Origin of the sequence: Streptomyces viridosporus T7A (genome assembly GCF_008704515.1) — a bacterium.
Taxonomy (GTDB): domain Bacteria; phylum Actinomycetota; class Actinomycetes; order Streptomycetales; family Streptomycetaceae; genus Streptomyces; species Streptomyces viridosporus.
On record NZ_CP023700.1, the window covers coordinates 1,905,736 to 1,922,496 of the forward strand.

A 16,761-nucleotide genomic window follows, 5' to 3' on the forward strand; every position below is an offset into this window, starting at 1 on the left:
CGGTGCCCGGTCGCGAAAACCGGGCACGGTGGAGCGTCGTACTTGTTTCGGTTGCTTCCTGGGGCTCGCGCCCCCGGAGTCACGCCTCGGCAGGCTCCTCGGCGGCCGCCTCGGCGTCGGTGTCCGCAGGGTTCTGCGAACGGCCGGGGTGGGCCTTCGCGGACGCCTTGCGGGCCTCCTGAGCCTGGCGGGCCTCGGCCATCGCCTCGGTCTTCTTCTTGTGCGGACCGAGAACCATGATCATGTTGCGGCCGTCCTGCTTCGGGTTCGACTCGACGAACCCGAGGTCCTGGACGTCCTCCGCGAGCCGCTGCAGCAGCCGGTAGCCCAGCTCGGGCCGGGACTGCTCGCGACCACGGAACATGATCGTGATCTTGACCTTGTCGCCCTGCTTGAGGAACCGGACGACGTGACCCTTCTTGGTGTCGTAGTCGTGCGGGTCGATCTTCGGCCGGAGCTTCATCTCCTTGATGACCGTGTGCGCCTGGTTCTTGCGCGCCTCACGGGCCTTCATGGCCGACTCGTACTTGAACTTCCCGTAGTCCATGAGCTTGCACACGGGCGGACGGGCGTTCGCCGCGACCTCGACCAGGTCCAGGTCGTACTCCTGCGCAAGCTCCAGTGCCTTCGCGAGCGGCACGATGCCGACCTGCTCGCCACTGGGACCGACAAGTCGCACCTCGGGAACGCGAATCCGGTCGTTGATGCGGGGCTCGGCGCTGATGGATCCTCCTCGGTAGCACCACGCGACGGTCTGGCGGACAGCCGCGTAACGTCTGTGTTCGTTGGACCTGACCGCGCCGAAGCAAAAACGCCCCGGACGATCACAGGCGGGGCTCCTCGAACTACCGGAGCACCGCCGCGAGGATCGCGGGGCGCGCTTTCGGGCGGGCCGCCGTCACGGGGACGACGCCGCCTGACCGGTGACCCGCCACCCTGAGGGCGGCCAGGTGGGAGTTCGAAAGCCTCCACTTATGGGCCGGGCTCGCGGGCCGTGAGGCATACGGGTCCGACCGGTCGTTACACAAGGTTAGCAGCTCCCGAGAAGGTGCGCTAACCGCTCGTCCCGCCCCTCCTGCCGTCAAGGGGACACGCCCGGTACGCCTATCGTGTGGGGCATGAGTGACACCTCCGCCCCGGACTCCCCCGAGACCCCCGGCAGCCCCGACTTCGACACCATGGCCCGCGACATCGCCGAGGTCCCGGCGGTCGAGGTGATCGTGACGGTCGCCGTCAACCTGATGAGCGCCGCCGCCGTGAAGCTCGGTCTGACCGAGGAGGGCGACACCTTCAAGGACCTGGACGAGGCCCGCAAGCTGGTGCACGCGCTGGCCGGTCTGCTGGACGCGAGCGCGACCGAGATCAGCTCGTTCCACGCGGCGCCGCTGCGCGACGGCCTGAAGTCGCTCCAGCTGGCCTTCCGCGAGGCCTCGCTGGTCCCGGACGAGCCGGGCCAGGGCCCGGGCGAGAAGTACACGGGCCCCCTCTACGCCTGATCTGCGGCCTGATCCGCGTCTGATCCGGACCCGCGGCCGACGACCGGTTCAGCCGCGCACGTACAAGGGCTCGCCCGGAGGCGTCACCCCGGCCGGCAGGACCGCCAGGTCGAGGCCGCGCACCAGGCGGGCCCTCAGCGTCTCGTCGGCGGCCAGTCTCCGTGCCACGGCGCGGACGGCGTCGGCGGCGGGCACGGCGGGGTCGAGGACGACGGCGAGGGTGCCGTCGGCCTGCCCCGGCCCCAGGTGGGCGCGCAGGACGGCGGGCTCCTCGGCGACGACCGCGCGCACGGCCCCGGTGACCGCCGGGTCGGCGAGCGGGTCGGTGGTCGTACGGCCCTCGGCGAGCGCGAGCAGCGCGGGGCCGGTCAGCTCGAAGGGCACCGGCCCCGCCATGTCCAGGACCACCGTGTCCGCCTTCTCGTGCGCGGCGGCCTGCAGGGCCTGGTGCAGGGGGACGGCGACGGGGCGGGCCGCCGGATCCCAGCGGGCGAGCGAGTCGGTGGAGGTGAAGGCCGGCAGCGCGATGCGGGCGCCCGCCTTGAGGGTGGGGACGGCCATCTCGCTGGTCTTCTCCCGGCGCAGCCCGTTCTCGTCCTCCTCGACCTCGCCGAGGACGGCCACCACCGGTACCAGCAGCCGGGCGCCCTTGAGCGCCTCGAGGACGGGGCCGACGGCCTCGTGGTCCTCGGCCCAGGCGGCGAGCGCCGCGCTCAGCCGGGGGTCGGCGGAGCCGTCGTCGTCGCGGAAGGCGGGGTCGGGAATGTTCTTGTTCGCCACGGTCACCGACCCTATCGGCCGCCCGTGCCCGGCCCGGACGCGGGCGGCCCCGTCGCCGGTGGGGCCCGTGCGCGCTCAGGCCCGGAAGTCCTCGTCCCGCGCGCGCCGCCCGCGCCACAGGACCACCGCGGCGACCAGCAGCACGCCGCCGGCGCCGCCCGCGAGGGGGGCCGCCCAGGCGGCGGTGCCGTCGTCGGAGGCGTCGGTGTCCGGGCCGGGGCCGAAGTACTTCCGGCCGTAGGACGCCGGCTCCGGGTCCTCGGGCTCCAGGCGGGCCGCGGCCTCGAGGGCGGCGGCCGGGTCGACGAAGCCGAAGCCGCGGGAGTCGTCCCGGCCGTCGGCGGGGGCGTTGCGGGCGGTGTCCTCCAGGAGCCGCTTGACCTGGGCCGGGGTCAGGTCCGGGTGGGCCGACCTGATCAGGGCGGCGGCGCCGGAGACGAACGCGGCGGCGGCGCTGGTGCCCCAGCCCTCGTAGTACTTGCGGTCGGGGTCGGCGATGATCACGTCCACCCCGGGGGCGCTGACCGTGGCGTACCAGCGGCGGGTGGAGAACGGGGCGCGGGTGCCGTAGCGGTCCACGGCGGTGGCGGTGATGACGCCCGGGTAGGCGGCCGGGTAGGAGACGCGGTCGCCCTTCTCGCCGCCGTTCCCGGCGGAGGCCACGACGACCACGCCCTTGCGCAGGGCGTACTGGATGGCCTCGTCCTCGCCGCGTTCGGCGTGCGCGGAGGCGGAGTCGTCGCCGAGGGAGAGGTTGATGACGTCGGCCCCGTGGTCGGCGGCCCACCGGATGCCCTCGGCGAGGGCGTTGCCGCGGGTGCTGCGGGCCTTGGCGCGGGCCGGGTCGCCGTCCTCGAGGATGACGCGGACGGGGAGGATCCTGGCCTCGGGCGCGATGCCCATGACGCCCTCGGCGTTGCCGGGTCCGTGTCCGTGGCCGGCGATGATCCCGGCCATGGCGGTGCCGTGGCGGGCCCAGGCGCGGTCGCCGGGTCCGGCGCCGAAGCCGACCAGGTCCTTGCCGGTGAGGACGTTGCCCTCGAGATCGGGGTGGTCGGCCTCGACGCCGGTGTCCAGGACGGCGACGGTGACGCCCTCGCCCCGCGTGGTCCGCCAGGCCTCCTCGGTGTGCATGGCCTCCAGGGCCCACTGCCGGGCACGGATGCCGTCGGCGTGCGCGGCGGTGGCGGGCAGCAGGGCGAGGGAGGCGGCGAGCAGGACCCCGAGGGCCGCGGCGGGGCGCCGGCCGAGGACCGGCCTCATGACGGACGCTCCGTGGCGGTGCCGGCGTGCCCCCGCACGCCGCGCTCGACCCGGTCGGCCAGGCCCCGCGCCTCGTGGCCGAGGCCGGCCTGCGCGGGGGCGGTGGTGGTGCCGGACTCCATGGCCTCCCCGGCGGGCTGCGGGTCGGCGACGGTGCGGCCGTCGGCCCAGCCGGAGACGGCGTAGACGACGACGGGGGCGTCCGTGAGGACGGAGATCGTCCAGGAGGCACGCTGCCGGGCGCCGAACCCGGCGGCGGTCGTGTCCTTCGCGGCGTACGGCAGGGGCATCAGATCGGTGCGGCGGTCCAGGCGCTCGGTCTCGAAGCGGCGGGCGAGGGAGGCCATGCCGGCGGCGTCGGCCTTGGTGAACAGCAGGCCGACGGTGGTGACGTGGCTCCGCGTGGCGTCGGTGTAGGTGGCGCGCAGCAGGCGTGCGCAGCCGACGGGGTCCAGGACCGTGCGCAGCAGGGGGTCGAAGGCCTCATCGCAGCCGCTGTCGGGGGCCACCGCGACACGGGTCCAGGTCCGGTCGGCGCCGCCGGGGCCCGCGCCCCCGCCCCGCACGGTGGGCGGGAACAACTGGTCGACGGGGACGTTGCGCCACAGGTCCCCGGCGGCGGCGAAGCCGCTGCGGGCCCCGGACCCGCCGGAGTCCCCGGCGAGCCAGCTCCCGGTGACGGCGCCGCCGATCAGGCCCGCTCCCAGCACGAGGCAGACGGCGGCGGCGACCGCCTGGGACCGGCCGCGCCGCCCGAGCGGGTGCGGGCGCGCGTCCTCGTCGTAGCCCTCCGGTTCCCCGAACGACACGGTCGGCCGCCCGGTCCCGCGGCGCGTGCCGCCCGGGGCCGTGGGGGCGCTCCACGAGAGGGCGGGGTCGGGAGCGCCGGTGCCCGGCCGGGACGCGTCGAGCGGAGCGGTGGAGGGCGGGCGCGGGCGGTCCGCGGGGACCGGGCGCAGGCGGGTGGTCTCCTCCGACGGAGTCTCCGGGGGCGCGTCCGCGCGGCCCCGGGCGGGGCGGTGACCGGGCTGCCGCGGTACGGCGGTGGCGCCGCCCGGGCGGGGGGCGCCCGCGGACCGCGCCTCTCCGGCTTCCCGGTCCCCTCGGCCGACGGTCGGCGGCGCGTCCGGGAAGCGGGCGGAGGCACGCGGAGGCGGGGGCGCCGCGGGGCCCGGGGGCCGGGGCCGCAGCGGCGTGGAGCCGGACGGGGAGGGGGGCGTACGACCGGGACCGGCCGCACCGGCGTCCGTGTCCGTGCTCCCGCCGTCCCGGGCCGGCTCACGCACGTCGAACGCGCCGGCCCCGCCCGTGGTCCGGCCCGCCGGCTCGCCGTTCGGCGAGTCGCCCCAGGGGGCGCCCGCGACCGGGCCCTGCGCGGGGGTCGCGCGGGAGGGTTCCTGCGGGGCGGGGCGCCGTCGGCGGTCCGGGCCCGCCGTGCCGCCGTCCTGCGCCGCCCTCGGCGGATGCGCGGGGCGCGGAGGCGTGGAGGGGGGCGGCGGCGTGGACGGACGCGGGGGTGCGGACGGAGGCGCCGTGGGGCGCGGGGGGTGGGAGGCGCGCCGCGCTTCCGTGCTCATGCACCCCCCGTTTCCTCGTGTCCGGGCCGTTCCTCACGTGCGGGCCGGTGTGCTCCTGCCAGGGGCCCGGCACGGACTCGTCCCGGGCACAGATACCCGCACCGACGGTGCGTCACCCCGGCCCGGACCTCCGGCCGGCGCCGTTCCGCCGTGCGTGCGCGTCACTCTACGGTGTGCCCCCGCCCGAGCGGGAACCAGTCCGCAGGGCCGCGGCATCTGCCCGGAACATCCCCTACCCTGCGGTAATCCCATCTGGCAGGCTGCGTCCATGACTGCGCGCGCCTCGGACCGGGCCCGTTACGACCGGGCCACCGCCCATCTCGACGCCCCCCTGGCGATCGTGGACCTGGACGCCTTCGACGCCAACGCGGACGACCTGGTCCGCCGGGCCGGCGGGAAACCGGTCCGGGTGGCCAGCAAGTCCGTGCGCTGCCGGGCGCTGCTCGAACGAGTCCTGGCCCGCGGGGGTTTCGCGGGCGTCATGTCGTTCACGCTCGCCGAGTCCCTGTGGCTGGCCCGCTCCGGCTTCGACGACGTGCTGCTCGCCTACCCCTCCGCCGACCGCGCCCGGTACGCCGAGCTCACGGCCGACCCCAAGCTCGCCGCCGCCGTCACGGTCATGGTCGACGATCCGGCGCAGCTGGACCTCATCGACGCCGCGCGGGCCGGTGGCACCGAAGTCGTGCGGGTCTGCCTGGAGTTGGACACCTCCCTGAAGCTGCTGGGCGGGCGGGTGCGGGTCGGCGCCCGGCGCTCCCCGCTGCACTCCCCCGCGCGGCTCGCCGAGGTGGCGCGCGCGGTGGCCCGGCGGCCCGGGTTCCGGGTCGTGGGGATCATGGCGTACGAGGGCCATGTCGCCGGTGTCGGCGACGCGGTGGCCGGCCGGCCGCTGCGGTCCCGGGCGGTACGGCTGATGCAGGCCGCGGCCCGGCGCGAGCTGGCCGAGCGGCGCGCGGCGGCCGTGCGCGCGGTGCGGGCCGTCGTGCCGGACCTGGAGTTCGTCAACGGCGGCGGCACGGGCAGTGTGCAGCACACCGCCGCGGAGGACGCGGTCACGGAGGTCGCCGCCGGGTCGGGGCTGTACGTGCCGCGGCTGTTCGACCACTACACGTCGTTCACGGGGCGTCCGGCGGCCCTCTTCGCCCAGCCCGTCGTCCGGCGGCCCGGTGTGGGGGTGGTGACGGTGCTCGGCGGGGGGTATCCGGCGTCCGGCGCGCCCGGTGCCGACCGGCTGCCGGTGCCGTACCTGCCCGAGGGGCTGCGCTACGACCCGCAGGAGGGGGCCGGCGAGGTGCAGACGCCGTTGCTGGGCTCGCCCGCCGACGACCTGCTGATCGGCGACCGGGTGTGGTTCCGGCACGCCAAGGCGGGGGAACTGTGCGAGCGGTTCGACGTGCTGCACCTGGTCGAGGGCGGGGCCGTGACGGCGACGGTGCCGACGTATCGCGGCGAGGGCCGCACGTTCCTGTGACCGCTCAGTCCGCCGGGCCGATGCTGCTGCCGACGCCGCCCGAGCCGGCGCCGCCGAGGGAGCGGATGCCCCGGGTGATGCGGTCCATGTCGGCCGGTGGGGGGCCGTCCTCGCCCGCGTCGAAGACGTACCGGACGAGGACGGGCGACCCGGTGCCGACGCCGGACGGGAAGACCAGCGACTGCACGTAGCCGCCGGGGCCCTCGGCGGTCGTCACGCGCCAGCGCACGAAGTACCCGGCGCGCCCCGCCACCGCGACCGGTCCGGAGCCGACGACCCGGTGGGACTCGATGCCCCCGTAGGGGCGTTGGCCGAGGGTGTCCTCGTGGAAGGCGGCGTCGGCCGCCTCCGGGATGTCCTCCTCGGCGAGCAGCCGGGGCGAGGTCTCGTCGGACCCGGTCACCGTGCGGGAGACGACGAGGCCGTGGCGGCAGACGGTGCCCTCGCCGGGGCAGTCGTAGGTGCCCTCGGTGGTCATGACGACGTCGTCCTGGGCGACGTGCTGCGGCCGGACCCAGCCGTCGAGGAGCGGGAAGGTGATGCCGTTGAGCTGGTCCTCGACCACGGCCGGGGGCTCGGAGGGGGTGTCGGACGGGGACGGGGTCCGCGGCTCGGGGGCGGAGGCGGTCGCCGCCGGTCCGGTCCTCGGCGGCGGATCGCCGTCGTCCCCGCCGAGGACCACCGCCGCGGTGACGACCGCGGCGACGAGCACGGCCCCGGCGGCGGTGAGGGCCACCGGGCCGGTGCGACCGCCGCCGCTCTGCGGGGGCGGCGGTCCGGCGGCCCCGGGGGCGCGCCGGTCCTCGGTCCAGGCCGCGCCGTCCCACCGGCGTTCCAGGTGCGGGGCGTGCGGGTCGCGGTACCAGCCGGGCGGAGGCGTCATGCTCATCCCGGCACTGTAGGGCGGGGTTCACAGCGGTGTGACGTAAGCGCCCGAGATCCCGCCGTCCACCAGGAAGTCGGTGGCGTTGACGAAGGAGGAGTCGTCGCTGGCCAGGAAGGCGACGGCGGCGGCGATCTCCTCGGCCTCGGCGAACCGGCCGAGCGGGATGTGGACCAGGCGGCGGGCCGCGCGCTCGGGGTCCTCGGCGAACAGCTCCCGCAGCAGCGGGGTGTTGACCGGCCCGGGGCACAGCGCGTTGACCCGGATGCCCTCCCGGGCGAACTGCACGCCGAGCTCGCGGGACAGGGCGAGGACGCCGCCCTTGGAGGCGGTGTACGAGATCTGGCTGGTGGCCGCCCCCATCCGGGCCACGAAGGACGCGGTGTTGATGATCGAGCCCCTGCCCTGGCGCCGCATGTGGGGGAGGGCGGCCTTGCAGCACAGGTAGACGGAGGTGAGGTTCACCTCCTGGACGCGCTTCCAGGCCTCCAGTCCCGTCTCCAGGATGGAGGCGTCGTCGGGCGGGGAGATGCCGGCGTTGTTGAAGGCGACGTCGACGCTGCCGTAGGTGTCGTGGGCCGCTCGGAACAGGGCCTCGACCTGCCCGGGGTCGGTGACGTCGACGTCGACGAAGATCCCGCCGGTCTCCTCGGCGGCCGCCTTGCCGCGTGCCTCGTCGACGTCGCCGCAGACGACGTGGGCGCCCTCGGAGGCGAGCCGGCGGGCGGCGGCGAGGCCGATGCCGCTGCCCGCTCCGGTGACGACGGCGGTCCGGCCGACCAGGCGGCGGCAGACGGTGTCCGGGGTCCGGGAAGTCTCTGCGCTCACTGTGCGGGGCCCTCCGTGTTCTGCGTGTTCTGCGTGCTCTGCGTGCTCTCCGTGCTGATGAAGACGTTCTTGGTCTCGGTGAAGGCGGCCAGGGCGTCCGGGCCGAGCTCGCGTCCGACGCCGGACTGCTTGAACCCGCCGAAGGGGGTCCAGTAGCGGACGCTGGAGTGCGAGTTGACGGACAGGTTGCCCGCGCGGACGGCCCGGGAGACGCGCAGGGCGCGGCCCACGTCCCGGGTCCAGATCGAGCCGGACAGACCGTAGTCGGTGGCGTTGGCCAGGCGTACGGCGTCGGCCTCGTCGTCGAACGGGAGGACCACGGCGACGGGGCCGAAGACCTCCTCGACGGCCACCCGCGCGTGCGGCTCGACGCCGGTGAGGACGGTGGGCGGGAACCAGTAGCCGGGGCCCTCGGGGGCCTTGCCGCGGATGCCGTCGAGATCGTCGGTGACGTAGGAGCGGACCCGGTCCAGCTGGGGCGCGGAGATCAGCGGGCCCATCTGGACGTGCTCGTCGGCCGGGTCGCCGACCCGGACGGACTCGATCGCGGGGGCGAGGAGGCCGAGGAAGCGGTCGTGGACGGCGCGCTGCACGAGGATGCGGGTGCGGGCGCAGCAGTCCTGGCCGGCGTTGTCGAGGAAGGACATGGGGGCGGCGGCCGCGGCGGCCTCCAGGTCGGCGTCGGCGAAGACGATGTTGGGGCTCTTGCCGCCGAGTTCGAGGGTGACGCGCTTGAGGTGCGCCGCGCCCCGGGCCCACACCCGCCTGCCCACGGACGTCGACCCGGTGAACACGATCTTCGCCACTTCGGGGTGCTCGACGAGCGCGTCGCCGGTGACGGGCCCGTGGCCGGGGAGCACCTGGAACAGTCCCTCGGGGAGCCCCGCCGCGAGGGCCAGTTCGGCCAGGCGCAGGGCGGTGAGGGGGGTGGCCTCGGCGGGCTTGAGGAGCACCGCGTTGCCGGCGGCGAGCGCGGGCGCGGTGCCCCAGGCGGCGATGGGCATCGGGAAGTTCCAGGGGGCGATGACGCCGACGACGCCGAGCGGTTCGAGGAAGGTGACGTCCACGCCCCCGGCGACCGGGATCTGGCGGCCGGTCAGGCGTTCCACTCCCCCGGCCGCGTAGTCGAGCAGGTCGCGGACGTTGCCCGCCTCCCAGCGGGCGTTGCCGAGGGTGTGGCCGGCCTCGCGGACCTCCAGGCGGGCCAGCTCCTCGGTGTGCCCGTCGACGGCGGCGGCGAAGCGGCGCAGCAGCCGGGCCCGGTCGCCGGGCGCGAGGGCGGCCCAGGCGGTCTGCGCGCGGGCGGCGCGCGTCACGGCGGCGTCGACGTCGGCGGCCGTCGCCGCCGGGACGGTGGCGATCACCTCCTCGGTCGCGGGGTTGCGTACCTGGAGCGCGGGTGGCTCCGGTGGCTCGTGGGACACGGCGGGCCTCACATGCGTTCGAAGGAGCGGCGCCGCTCCCAGTCGGTGACCGCGGCGTCGAAGGCGTCGATCTCGACGCGCGCCATGGTGCGGTAGTGCGCGACGACCTCGTCGCCGAAGGCGGCCTTGGCGATCGCGCTGGTCTCCCACAGCTCGGCGGCCTCGCGCAGGGTGGTGGGGACGCGCTCGAAGGCCCCGGCGTAGGCGTTGCCGGAGCAGGGCTCGGGCAGTTCGAGCCCCTGCTCGATGCCGTACAGGCCGGCCGCGACCATGCCCGCCACCGCGAGGTAGGGGTTGACGTCGCCGCCGGGGAGCCGGTTCTCGAAGCGCAGGGAGCGGCCGTGGCCGACCACGCGCAGGGCGCAGGTGCGGTTGTCGCGTCCCCAGGTGACGGCGGTCGGGGCGAAGGAGTCCGGCTGGAACCGCTTGTAGGAGTTGATGTGCGGGGCGTAGAGCAGGGAGAACTCGCGGAGCGCCGCGAGCTGCCCGGCGAGGAAGCGGCGCATGACCTCGGACATGGCGTCCGGCTCCTCGGCGGAGTCCGGCATGGCGGTGGCGCCGTCGGCGTGCGCGAGGGAGAGGTGGATGTGGCAGGAGTTGCCCTCGCGCTCGTCGTACTTGGCCATGAAGGTGAGCGAGACGCCCTCCTGGGCGGCGATCTCCTTGGCGCCGGTCTTGTAGACCGCGTGCTGGTCGCAGGTGACCAGGGCCTCGTCGTAGCGGAAGGTGATCTCGTGCTGGCCCGGGTTGCACTCGCCCTTGGCGGACTCGACGGTGAGTCCGGCGCCGGCCATCTCGTTGCGGATGCGGCGCAGCAGGGGCTCGACGCGGCCGGTGCCGAGCACCGAGTAGTCGACGTTGTACCGGTTGGCCGGGGTGAGTCCCCGGTAGCCGGCGTCCCAGGCCTGTTCGTAGGTGTCCCGGAAGACGATGAACTCCAGCTCGGTACCGACCTGGGCGGTGTAGCCGAGCGCGGCGAGGCGGTCCAGCTGGCGGCGCAGTATCTGCCGGGGGGCGGCGACGACCGGGGAGCCGTCGTCCCAGGCGAGGTCGGCGACGGCCAGGGCGGTGCCCTCGTTCCAGGGCACGCGGCGCAAGGTGGCGAGGTCGGGGTACAGGGCGAAGTCGCCGTAGCCGTTCTCCCACGAGGACATCGCGTAGCCGTCGACGGTGTTCATGTCGGCGTCGACGGCGAGCAGGTAGTTGCAGCCCTCGGTGCCGTGCCGGAGGACCTCGTCGAGGAAGAAGCGCGCGGCGAACCGCTTGCCCTGGAGCCGCCCTTGCATGTCGGGGAAGGCCAGGACGACCGTGTCGATCTCGCCGCCCGCGACGAGGGCGCGCAGCTCCTCGACACCGAGCGGGGGTGTGCGGTCTGCCACGGGGGAGCCTCCTCGGGCTTCTTCGGCCGGCCGGGAGCCATAAGGTATTGCCGGGAACCATTGCTTGGGAAGGGGGCACGGCCACATGCCGGAGAACGGGGGCGGCGCGGTCGGGGACCGCCTCGCGCCGGTGCTGCGACCGGTCCGCGCGGGCAACGGCTTCGAGGAGGCGCTGGAGCAGATCCTCCAGGTCCTGCGCCTGGGGCTGGTGGTGGGCGGGGAGCGGCTGCCGGCCGAGCGGGAGCTGGCGGAGCGGCTGGGCATCAGCCGGGTGACGCTGCGCGAGGTGCTGAAGGTGCTCCAGGACCAGGGGCTGGTGGAGTCCCGGCGCGGCCGGTACGGCGGCACGTTCGTGCTGCCCCGGCCGACGGACACGGGCGGGGAGGAGCTGCGGCGGCGGATCGCCGGGGTCGACATCGAGGACGTGCTGCGCTTCCGCGAGGTGCTGGAGGTGGGGGCGGCGGGCCTGTGCGCGGCGCACGGCCTGACGGGCGGGCGGGCGGCCCGGCTGCGCGGGGCGCTGGCCGGCACCCGGGACGCCCCGCTGGCCGACTACCGGCGCCTGGACACGCTGTTCCACCTCACGCTGGCCGAGCTGTGCGGTTCGCCGACGCTGAGCGTCCAGTACGCGGCGATACGGGCGACGGTGAACGACCTGCTGGACTGCATCCCGCTCCTGGTGCGCAACCTGGAGCACTCCCAGCGGCAGCACACCGCGCTGGTCGAGGCGGTGCTGGAGGGGGACGCGGAGGGGGCGCGGGAGGTGATGCGCGAGCACTGCGCGGGGACGGCGGCGCTGCTGCGGGGGTTCCTGGCGTGACGGCCGCCGGAGGGGGACGAGAGAGACGGGGGGCGGGGGCGAGGGAGGGACGAGGGGGTCGGGGTGCACCGCGGCGCGGCGCACGGGTCTTGCGCCCCCGCCGTCCGCCCCACGAAGGTGAGGAATCACAAAGGTCTGGATCCATGCCATTGTCTCCTTCGCCGCCGCCCCGCGGGGAGCCGCCCCGTGAGCCTCCCGTCCGTGCCCTCCGCGTCTTTCGCCCCGTCCGCGCCCTCCGCTCCCTGCGCGTCCGCCTCACCGGAGGAGGAGTTCGCGGCCCCGGCGGCGGCCGAGGCAGAGTGGTCCCGGGACCGGCCTCGTCCCGGGACCGACGTCGTCCCGGGACCGACACGGACGAAAGGCGCGCGGCATGGCGACCGGGCCACTGATCGGCATCAGCACGTACGCGGAGTCCGACGTGCGCTGGGGCGTGTGGCGGCTGGACGCCGTGCTGCTGCCCGCCGGCTACCCGCGGCTGGTGCGGCGGGCGGGCGGACTGGCCGCGCTGCTCCCGCCGGACGCGCCGGAGCACGCCGCGGCGGCGGTGGCGCGGCTCGACGGCCTGGTGATCGCGGGCGGCCCGGACGTGGAGCCCGCCCGCTACGGCGCCGAGCCCGACCCGCGCACCGGGCCGCCCGCGCGGGCGCGGGACGCCTGGGAACTCGCGCTGATCGAGGCGGCCCTGGAGCGCGGTCTCCCGCTGCTGGGGATCTGCCGGGGCATGCAGTTGCTGAACGTCGCCCTCGGCGGCACACTCGTCCAGCACGTCGACGGCCACGCCGAGGTGCCGGGCGTCTTCGGCCGCCACCCGGTCAAGCCGGTGCCGGGCACGCGCTACGCCGGGCTCGTCCCGGAGGAGGCCTCCGTGCCGGCCTTCCACCACCAGGCGGTGGACCGCCTGGGCGGGGGCCTGGTGCCGTCGGCCCACGCGGAGGACGGCACGGTGGAGGCGGTCGAGCTCCCGGCGGCCCCCTGGGTCCTGGGCGTCCAGTGGCACCCGGAGATGGGCGACGACGTGAGGGTGGTGCGGGCCCTGGTCGAGGCCGCCGCGGCTTTCGGCCGGGACGCGCCGCGCGGGTAGCGTCGTCCGCCCGGCCCGCGCCGTCCGCCGCCACCGGCGCCCCGGCCGGCCGGAGCGGCGGACGCGCCCCTCACCCCCGGGTCAGCGACAGCAGGTCCCGTGCCGGGCCCGTGGGGCGGTGGCCGGTCGGCCACACCGCCCGCAGGTCCCGGGCCAGCGCGATGCGATGCACGGGGATCCGGACCAGACGGCGCATCGCCAGCTCCTCCCCCACGGCCAGCTCGCTGAGGACCGCCGGGCCGGCACCGCTCACCGCCGCCGCCTTCACCGCGGTCGTGGAGGACAGCTCGATCAGCGGGCGGGCCGGCCCGCCCAGGGCGGCGTCCAGGACCTGGCGGGTGCCGGAGCCCGTCTCCCGCAGGATCAGCGGGGTGGCCGCCAGTTCCTCCGCGGCGAGCGGGCGCCCGCGGCGGGCCCAGGCGTGGGACGGTGCCGTCACGACGATCAGCCGGTCATGGGCGATCACCACGGAGTCCAGACCGGTCGGCGCCGTGAGCCCCTCCACGAACCCCAGGTCCGCCTCGCCCGACAGCAGCCGCTGCGCCACCGCCGCCGAGTTCCCGGCGAGCAGCGACACCGCCGTGTCCGGCCGCTCGGTGCGCAGGGCGATCAGCCAGCCGGGGAGCAGGTACTCGGCGATCGTCATGCTCGCCGCCACCCGCAGCCGTGAGTCCCTGCGGTCCCGCAGGGCCTGCGCCCCCGCGTCGAAGGCCTCCGCCGCCTCCACGATCCGCCGCGCCCAGTCGGTGACCAGCGCCCCCGCGGCGGTCAGCCGCGAGCCCCGCGGCGAGCGGTCCACCAGCGCCACTCCGAGCTGCCGCTCCATCGACCGGACCCGGCTGCTCGCCGCGGGCTGGGTGATGCCCAGCTCCCGCGCCGCCCCGCCCAGACTCCCCAGCCGCGCCACCGCCAGCAGCAGTTCCAGCGCCCCGAGGTCCGGCACCCGGTGGGCCAGGGATCCGGTGGCCGGTGGCCGGTCGTCGGCGTGGTCGTCCGTCCTGCTCATAAGACCAGCTTATGTCGCCATAGAGGGGTGCTCCCTGGTGACCGCCCCGCCCCTGCACGACCGTGTGACCATGGTTGTCACAGCCCGTTCCCGGCCTTCCCTCCCCCGTGCCACCGCACGGCCCGCGCGCGCCACGGCCGTCCGCCACCTCGGACCCAACTGGTACGCCTGCGTCATGGGCACCGCCGTCGTGGCCGGTTCCGGAGCCGCGCTGCCCCTGCGCGTGCCCGGGCTGCGCACCGCGCTCACCGCCGTCTGGGCCCTGTCCCTCGTCCTCCTCGTGGCCCTGCTCGCCGCCCGTGCCCTGCACTGGGCCCATCACCGCGACCGGGCCCGCGCCCATCTGCTCGACCCGGCCACGGCCCCGTTCTACGGCTGCCTGTCCATGGCGCTCCTGGCCGTCGGCGGCGGCGCCCTCACCGTCGGGCGGGACTGGACCGGCACCGGACCCGCCGTCGCCCTCGACGCCGTGCTGTTCACCGCCGGTACGGCCGTCGGGCTCGTGGCCGCCGTGGCCGTCCCGTACCTCATGGCCGTACGCCACCGGGTCACGCCGGAGCAGGCGACGCCCGCGTGGCTGCTGCCGCTGGTCGCGCCCATGGTGTCCGCCGCCCTCGGACCGCACCTGGTCCCCCACCTGCCGCCGGGGCAGCCCCGGCTGACGCTGCTGCTCGCCTGCTTCGCGCTGTTCGGACTCAGCCTGATCGCGACCCTGCTGATGCTGCCGCTGGTCTTCGCCCGCCTGGTCGCCGGCGGCCCACCGCCCCTCGCGCTCACCCCGACGCTGTTCCTGGTGCTCGGGCCGCTCGGCCAGTCCACCACCGCCGTCGGCGCGTTCGCCGACGCCGCCCCCGGTGTCGTGCCGGCGCCGTACGACGAGGGGTTCGGCCTGCTCGCGGTCCTGTACGGAGTGCCCGTCATGGGCTTCGCGCTGCTGTGGCTCTGCCTCGCCGGCGCCCTGGTCGTACGGGCCCGGCGCCGGGGGATGCGCTTCTCGATGACGTGGTGGTCGTTCACCTTCCCGGTCGGCACCTGCGTCACCGGCGCCGAGGCGCTGGCCCGGCGCACCGGGCTGCTCGCCTACGACGGGCTCACGCTCGTCCTGTACGCCGTCCTGCTCGCCGCCTGGGCCACCGCCGCGGTGCACACCGTGCGGGGCCTGGTCAGCGGCGCGCTGCTCGCAGGGCCCGCCCCAGCACGGCCGGCGCCTCGGCCAGCGACGGACCGTACCAGGTGAGGTGCCGGCCACTGACCAGGGCGCAGGGCAGCCCGGGGAAGGCCTCCGGCCCGTCGTCCGCGGTGAAGCGGTACGGCTCGTCGGGCAGCACGACCAGGTCCGGGCCGGTCGCGCGCAACGCGTCGAGCGGGATCCGCGGGTAGCGCTCCGGGTGGGCCGCGTACGGGTGGTCGACGCCGAGCCGGGACAGCAGGTCGCCGGCGAAGGTGTCCCGGCCCAGCACCATCCAGGGCCGCCGCCAGATCGGCACCACCGCCGTCCGGCGCTCCGGCGGCGCGGGCAGGGCGTCCCAGGCGGCTTCGGCCTCGTCCAGCCACCGGGGCCGCGGGGGCGCCCCGCACGCCGTGAGCACCCCGGCCAGCTCCCGGAAGGCCTGCGGCAGCGTCCGCACCTCCGTCACCAGCACCTCGACGCCCGCCGCGCGCAGGGCCGCCAGGTCGGGCTCGCGGTTCTCCTCCTCGTTGGCGAGCACCAGGTCGGGGGCGAGGGAGACGATCCGGTCCGTCTTCGGGTTCTTCGTGCCGCCGACGCGGACGACGTCCAGCCCCGCGGGATGCGTGCACCAGTCGGTGGCGCCGACCAGCAGGCCGGGGGCGGAGAGCGCCACGGCCTCCGTCAGCGACGGGACGAGGGAGACGACCCGGACGCCGCTCACCGGCGCGGTCCGTCCCGTACCGCCTCGATGTGCTCGGCCACGGCGACGACGACGAGCCGCGTCTCCGGGACCGTGGCACGCCAGCGGTGCCGGACGCCTCCGGTGAGGTACAGGGTGTCGCCGCGGCCCAGGCGGTAGGCGCGCCCCTCCGCCTCGATCTCCACGGCGCCGTCCGCCACGTACATCAACTGGTCGTTGCGGAACTGGAGTTCGCGGCCCGCGTCATGGTCGCCGATGAACTCGGAGGCGTGCATCTGGTGATGACCGCGCACCAGGGAGCGCACCCGCGGGGCGGCCCCCGGTTCGCCTCCGGCCCCCTCGGCACGGACGACGTCGACGCTGCACGCCGGGTCGGCCGCGGCGAGGAGTTCCACGGCGGTGGTGCGCAGGGCGTCGGCGACCTTCTCCAGGGAGTTCTGGCTGGGCCGTGCCCGCTCGTTCTCGATCTGGCTCAGGAAGGGCACGGACAGGCCGCTGCGCTCGGCCACGACGGCGAGGGTGAGGTCCAGCGCACGGCGTCGCCGCCGCACCGCCGCGCCCACCCGCAAGGGCTGTTCTTTGTGATCGCCCATCGCTTCGGCTCCCTCCTTCGCCCATCGTCCCTCGCCCGGTGCCCGGTGTCCCGGCGTACGTCCCCCCGTGGGGGTTGTCTGCACCCTACGCATGTTCGGCAAACCGTTTCAGGCGCCTGTCACGTCGCCGTCGCACGGGGCCAGGTCCGACCCCACACTTCGCGCCAGTCGTCGAGCGGACCGTCGTGCGGTTCCCCCGTACGTGATACGGGGCGTTCCCGCCATTGTTCACCCGGATCGGCTCCAGGTCATGGGGAGGTCCGGGGAGGACATGGCGGTGTGTGGTTGT

General features: G+C 75.8%; 16 protein-coding genes. 5 read left to right on the forward strand and 11 right to left on the reverse strand.

The annotated features are described in order from the left end of the window. Positions 1-79: 79 nt before the first annotated feature. Entirely contained in the window at positions 80-724 is a 645-nt protein-coding gene (gene infC / locus CP969_RS08975) for a translation initiation factor IF-3 (protein WP_078495443.1), read from the reverse strand. 394 nt (positions 725-1,118) lie between these two features. On the opposite strand from infC, the gene CP969_RS08980 reads away from it, so the two are divergent. Beyond that, a complete protein-coding gene (locus CP969_RS08980; protein ID WP_004990387.1) occupies positions 1,119-1,496 on the forward strand; it encodes a DUF1844 domain-containing protein in 378 nt (125 codons plus the stop codon). 48 nt (positions 1,497-1,544) lie between these two features. Here CP969_RS08980 and CP969_RS08985 read toward each other — a convergent pair whose 3' ends face one another. The 3 genes from CP969_RS08985 to CP969_RS08995 all read right to left on the reverse strand — a co-directional run bounded on the left by CP969_RS08985 (position 1,545) and on the right by CP969_RS08995 (position 4,348). Next, the gene (locus CP969_RS08985) at positions 1,545-2,276 is read right to left on the reverse strand and encodes an SseB family protein (protein ID WP_026085320.1); all 732 of its coding nucleotides are present in this window, start codon (positions 2,274-2,276) and stop codon (positions 1,545-1,547) included. A 75-nt stretch (positions 2,277-2,351) separates the two neighbouring features. Beyond that, complete coding sequence (gene mycP, locus CP969_RS08990) at positions 2,352-3,539, reverse strand: type VII secretion-associated serine protease mycosin (protein ID WP_016827023.1); 1,188 nt, start codon at positions 3,537-3,539, stop codon at positions 2,352-2,354. After that, positions 3,536-4,348, reverse strand: coding sequence for a hypothetical protein (locus tag CP969_RS08995; protein ID WP_016827022.1), 813 nt, complete (start codon positions 4,346-4,348; stop codon positions 3,536-3,538). The genes mycP and CP969_RS08995 overlap by 4 nt, the downstream gene beginning before the upstream one ends. 1,036 nt (positions 4,349-5,384) lie before the next feature. Here CP969_RS08995 and CP969_RS09000 point away from each other — a divergent pair. Further along, positions 5,385-6,587 carry an amino acid deaminase/aldolase gene (locus tag CP969_RS09000; RefSeq protein ID WP_109539889.1) on the forward strand — a complete coding sequence of 401 codons (1,203 nt, stop codon included), beginning with the start codon at positions 5,385-5,387 and terminating at the stop codon, positions 6,585-6,587. A gap of 4 nt (positions 6,588-6,591) precedes the next feature. Here the strand turns inward: CP969_RS09000 and CP969_RS09005 are convergent, their stop codons facing one another. Genes CP969_RS09005 through CP969_RS09020 form a run of 4 tightly spaced genes read right to left on the reverse strand, consistent with a single transcriptional unit; the run spans position 6,592 to position 11,101 of the window. Beyond that, positions 6,592-7,470: a DUF2510 domain-containing protein gene (locus CP969_RS09005; RefSeq protein ID WP_016827019.1), complete on the reverse strand. Its 879-nt coding sequence runs from the start codon at positions 7,468-7,470 to the stop codon at positions 6,592-6,594. 27 nt (positions 7,471-7,497) lie between these two features. After that, complete coding sequence (locus CP969_RS09010; RefSeq protein ID WP_016827018.1) at positions 7,498-8,298, reverse strand: 3-oxoacyl-ACP reductase; 801 nt, start codon at positions 8,296-8,298, stop codon at positions 7,498-7,500. Then, entirely contained in the window at positions 8,295-9,722 is a 1,428-nt protein-coding gene (locus tag CP969_RS09015; protein WP_016827017.1) for an aldehyde dehydrogenase family protein, read from the reverse strand. Before CP969_RS09015 ends, CP969_RS09010 begins: the two co-directional genes overlap by 4 nt. 8 nt (positions 9,723-9,730) lie before the next feature. Beyond that, positions 9,731-11,101, reverse strand: coding sequence for a glutamine synthetase family protein (locus tag CP969_RS09020; RefSeq protein ID WP_016827016.1), 1,371 nt, complete (start codon positions 11,099-11,101; stop codon positions 9,731-9,733). An 85-nt stretch (positions 11,102-11,186) separates the two neighbouring features. Here CP969_RS09020 and CP969_RS09025 point away from each other — a divergent pair, with 85 nt between their 5' ends. After that, a complete protein-coding gene (locus CP969_RS09025) occupies positions 11,187-11,921 on the forward strand; it encodes a FadR/GntR family transcriptional regulator (protein WP_016827015.1) in 735 nt (244 codons plus the stop codon). Positions 11,922-12,291: 370 nt separating this feature from the next. Further along, positions 12,292-13,002, forward strand: coding sequence for a gamma-glutamyl-gamma-aminobutyrate hydrolase family protein (locus tag CP969_RS09030; RefSeq protein WP_109541546.1), 711 nt, complete (start codon positions 12,292-12,294; stop codon positions 13,000-13,002). 70 nt (positions 13,003-13,072) lie between these two features. On the opposite strand, the gene CP969_RS09035 is transcribed toward CP969_RS09030, so the two are convergent. Further along, positions 13,073-14,008, reverse strand: coding sequence for a LysR family transcriptional regulator (locus CP969_RS09035; RefSeq protein ID WP_016827013.1), 936 nt, complete (start codon positions 14,006-14,008; stop codon positions 13,073-13,075). Positions 14,009-14,078: 70 nt separating this feature from the next. Here CP969_RS09035 and CP969_RS09040 point away from each other — a divergent pair, with 70 nt between their 5' ends. Then, a complete protein-coding gene (locus CP969_RS09040; RefSeq protein ID WP_026085319.1) occupies positions 14,079-15,245 on the forward strand; it encodes a TDT family transporter in 1,167 nt (388 codons plus the stop codon). Here CP969_RS09040 and CP969_RS09045 read toward each other — a convergent pair. Further along, positions 15,172-15,900, reverse strand: a complete 729-nt coding sequence (locus CP969_RS09045; RefSeq protein ID WP_004990354.1) for a helical backbone metal receptor — start codon at positions 15,898-15,900, stop codon at positions 15,172-15,174. The genes CP969_RS09040 and CP969_RS09045 overlap by 74 nt on opposite strands. After that, a complete protein-coding gene (locus CP969_RS09050) occupies positions 15,897-16,472 on the reverse strand; it encodes a helix-turn-helix domain-containing protein (RefSeq protein ID WP_026085318.1) in 576 nt (191 codons plus the stop codon). The genes CP969_RS09045 and CP969_RS09050 overlap by 4 nt, the downstream gene beginning before the upstream one ends. Positions 16,473-16,761 lie beyond the last annotated feature (289 nt).

What these genes read in the sequence shown, in the direction of transcription:
- CP969_RS08980 (WP_004990387.1), top strand. Translation starts at nt 1,119, where the DNA reads ATGAGTGACACCTCCGCCCCGGACTCCCCCGAGACCCCCGGCAGCCCC.
- mycP (WP_016827023.1), bottom strand. Translation starts at nt 3,539, where the DNA reads ATGAGGCCGGTCCTCGGCCGGCGCCCCGCCGCGGCCCTCGGGGTCCTG.
- CP969_RS09000 (WP_109539889.1), top strand. Translation starts at nt 5,385, where the DNA reads ATGACTGCGCGCGCCTCGGACCGGGCCCGTTACGACCGGGCCACCGCC.
- CP969_RS09005 (WP_016827019.1), bottom strand. Translation starts at nt 7,470, where the DNA reads ATGACGCCTCCGCCCGGCTGGTACCGCGACCCGCACGCCCCGCACCTG.
- CP969_RS09025 (WP_016827015.1), top strand. Translation starts at nt 11,187, where the DNA reads ATGCCGGAGAACGGGGGCGGCGCGGTCGGGGACCGCCTCGCGCCGGTG.
- CP969_RS09030 (WP_109541546.1), top strand. Translation starts at nt 12,292, where the DNA reads ATGGCGACCGGGCCACTGATCGGCATCAGCACGTACGCGGAGTCCGAC.
- CP969_RS09035 (WP_016827013.1), bottom strand. Translation starts at nt 14,008, where the DNA reads ATGAGCAGGACGGACGACCACGCCGACGACCGGCCACCGGCCACCGGA.
- CP969_RS09040 (WP_026085319.1), top strand. Translation starts at nt 14,079, where the DNA reads ATGGTTGTCACAGCCCGTTCCCGGCCTTCCCTCCCCCGTGCCACCGCA.
- CP969_RS09050 (WP_026085318.1), bottom strand. Translation starts at nt 16,472, where the DNA reads ATGGGCGATCACAAAGAACAGCCCTTGCGGGTGGGCGCGGCGGTGCGG.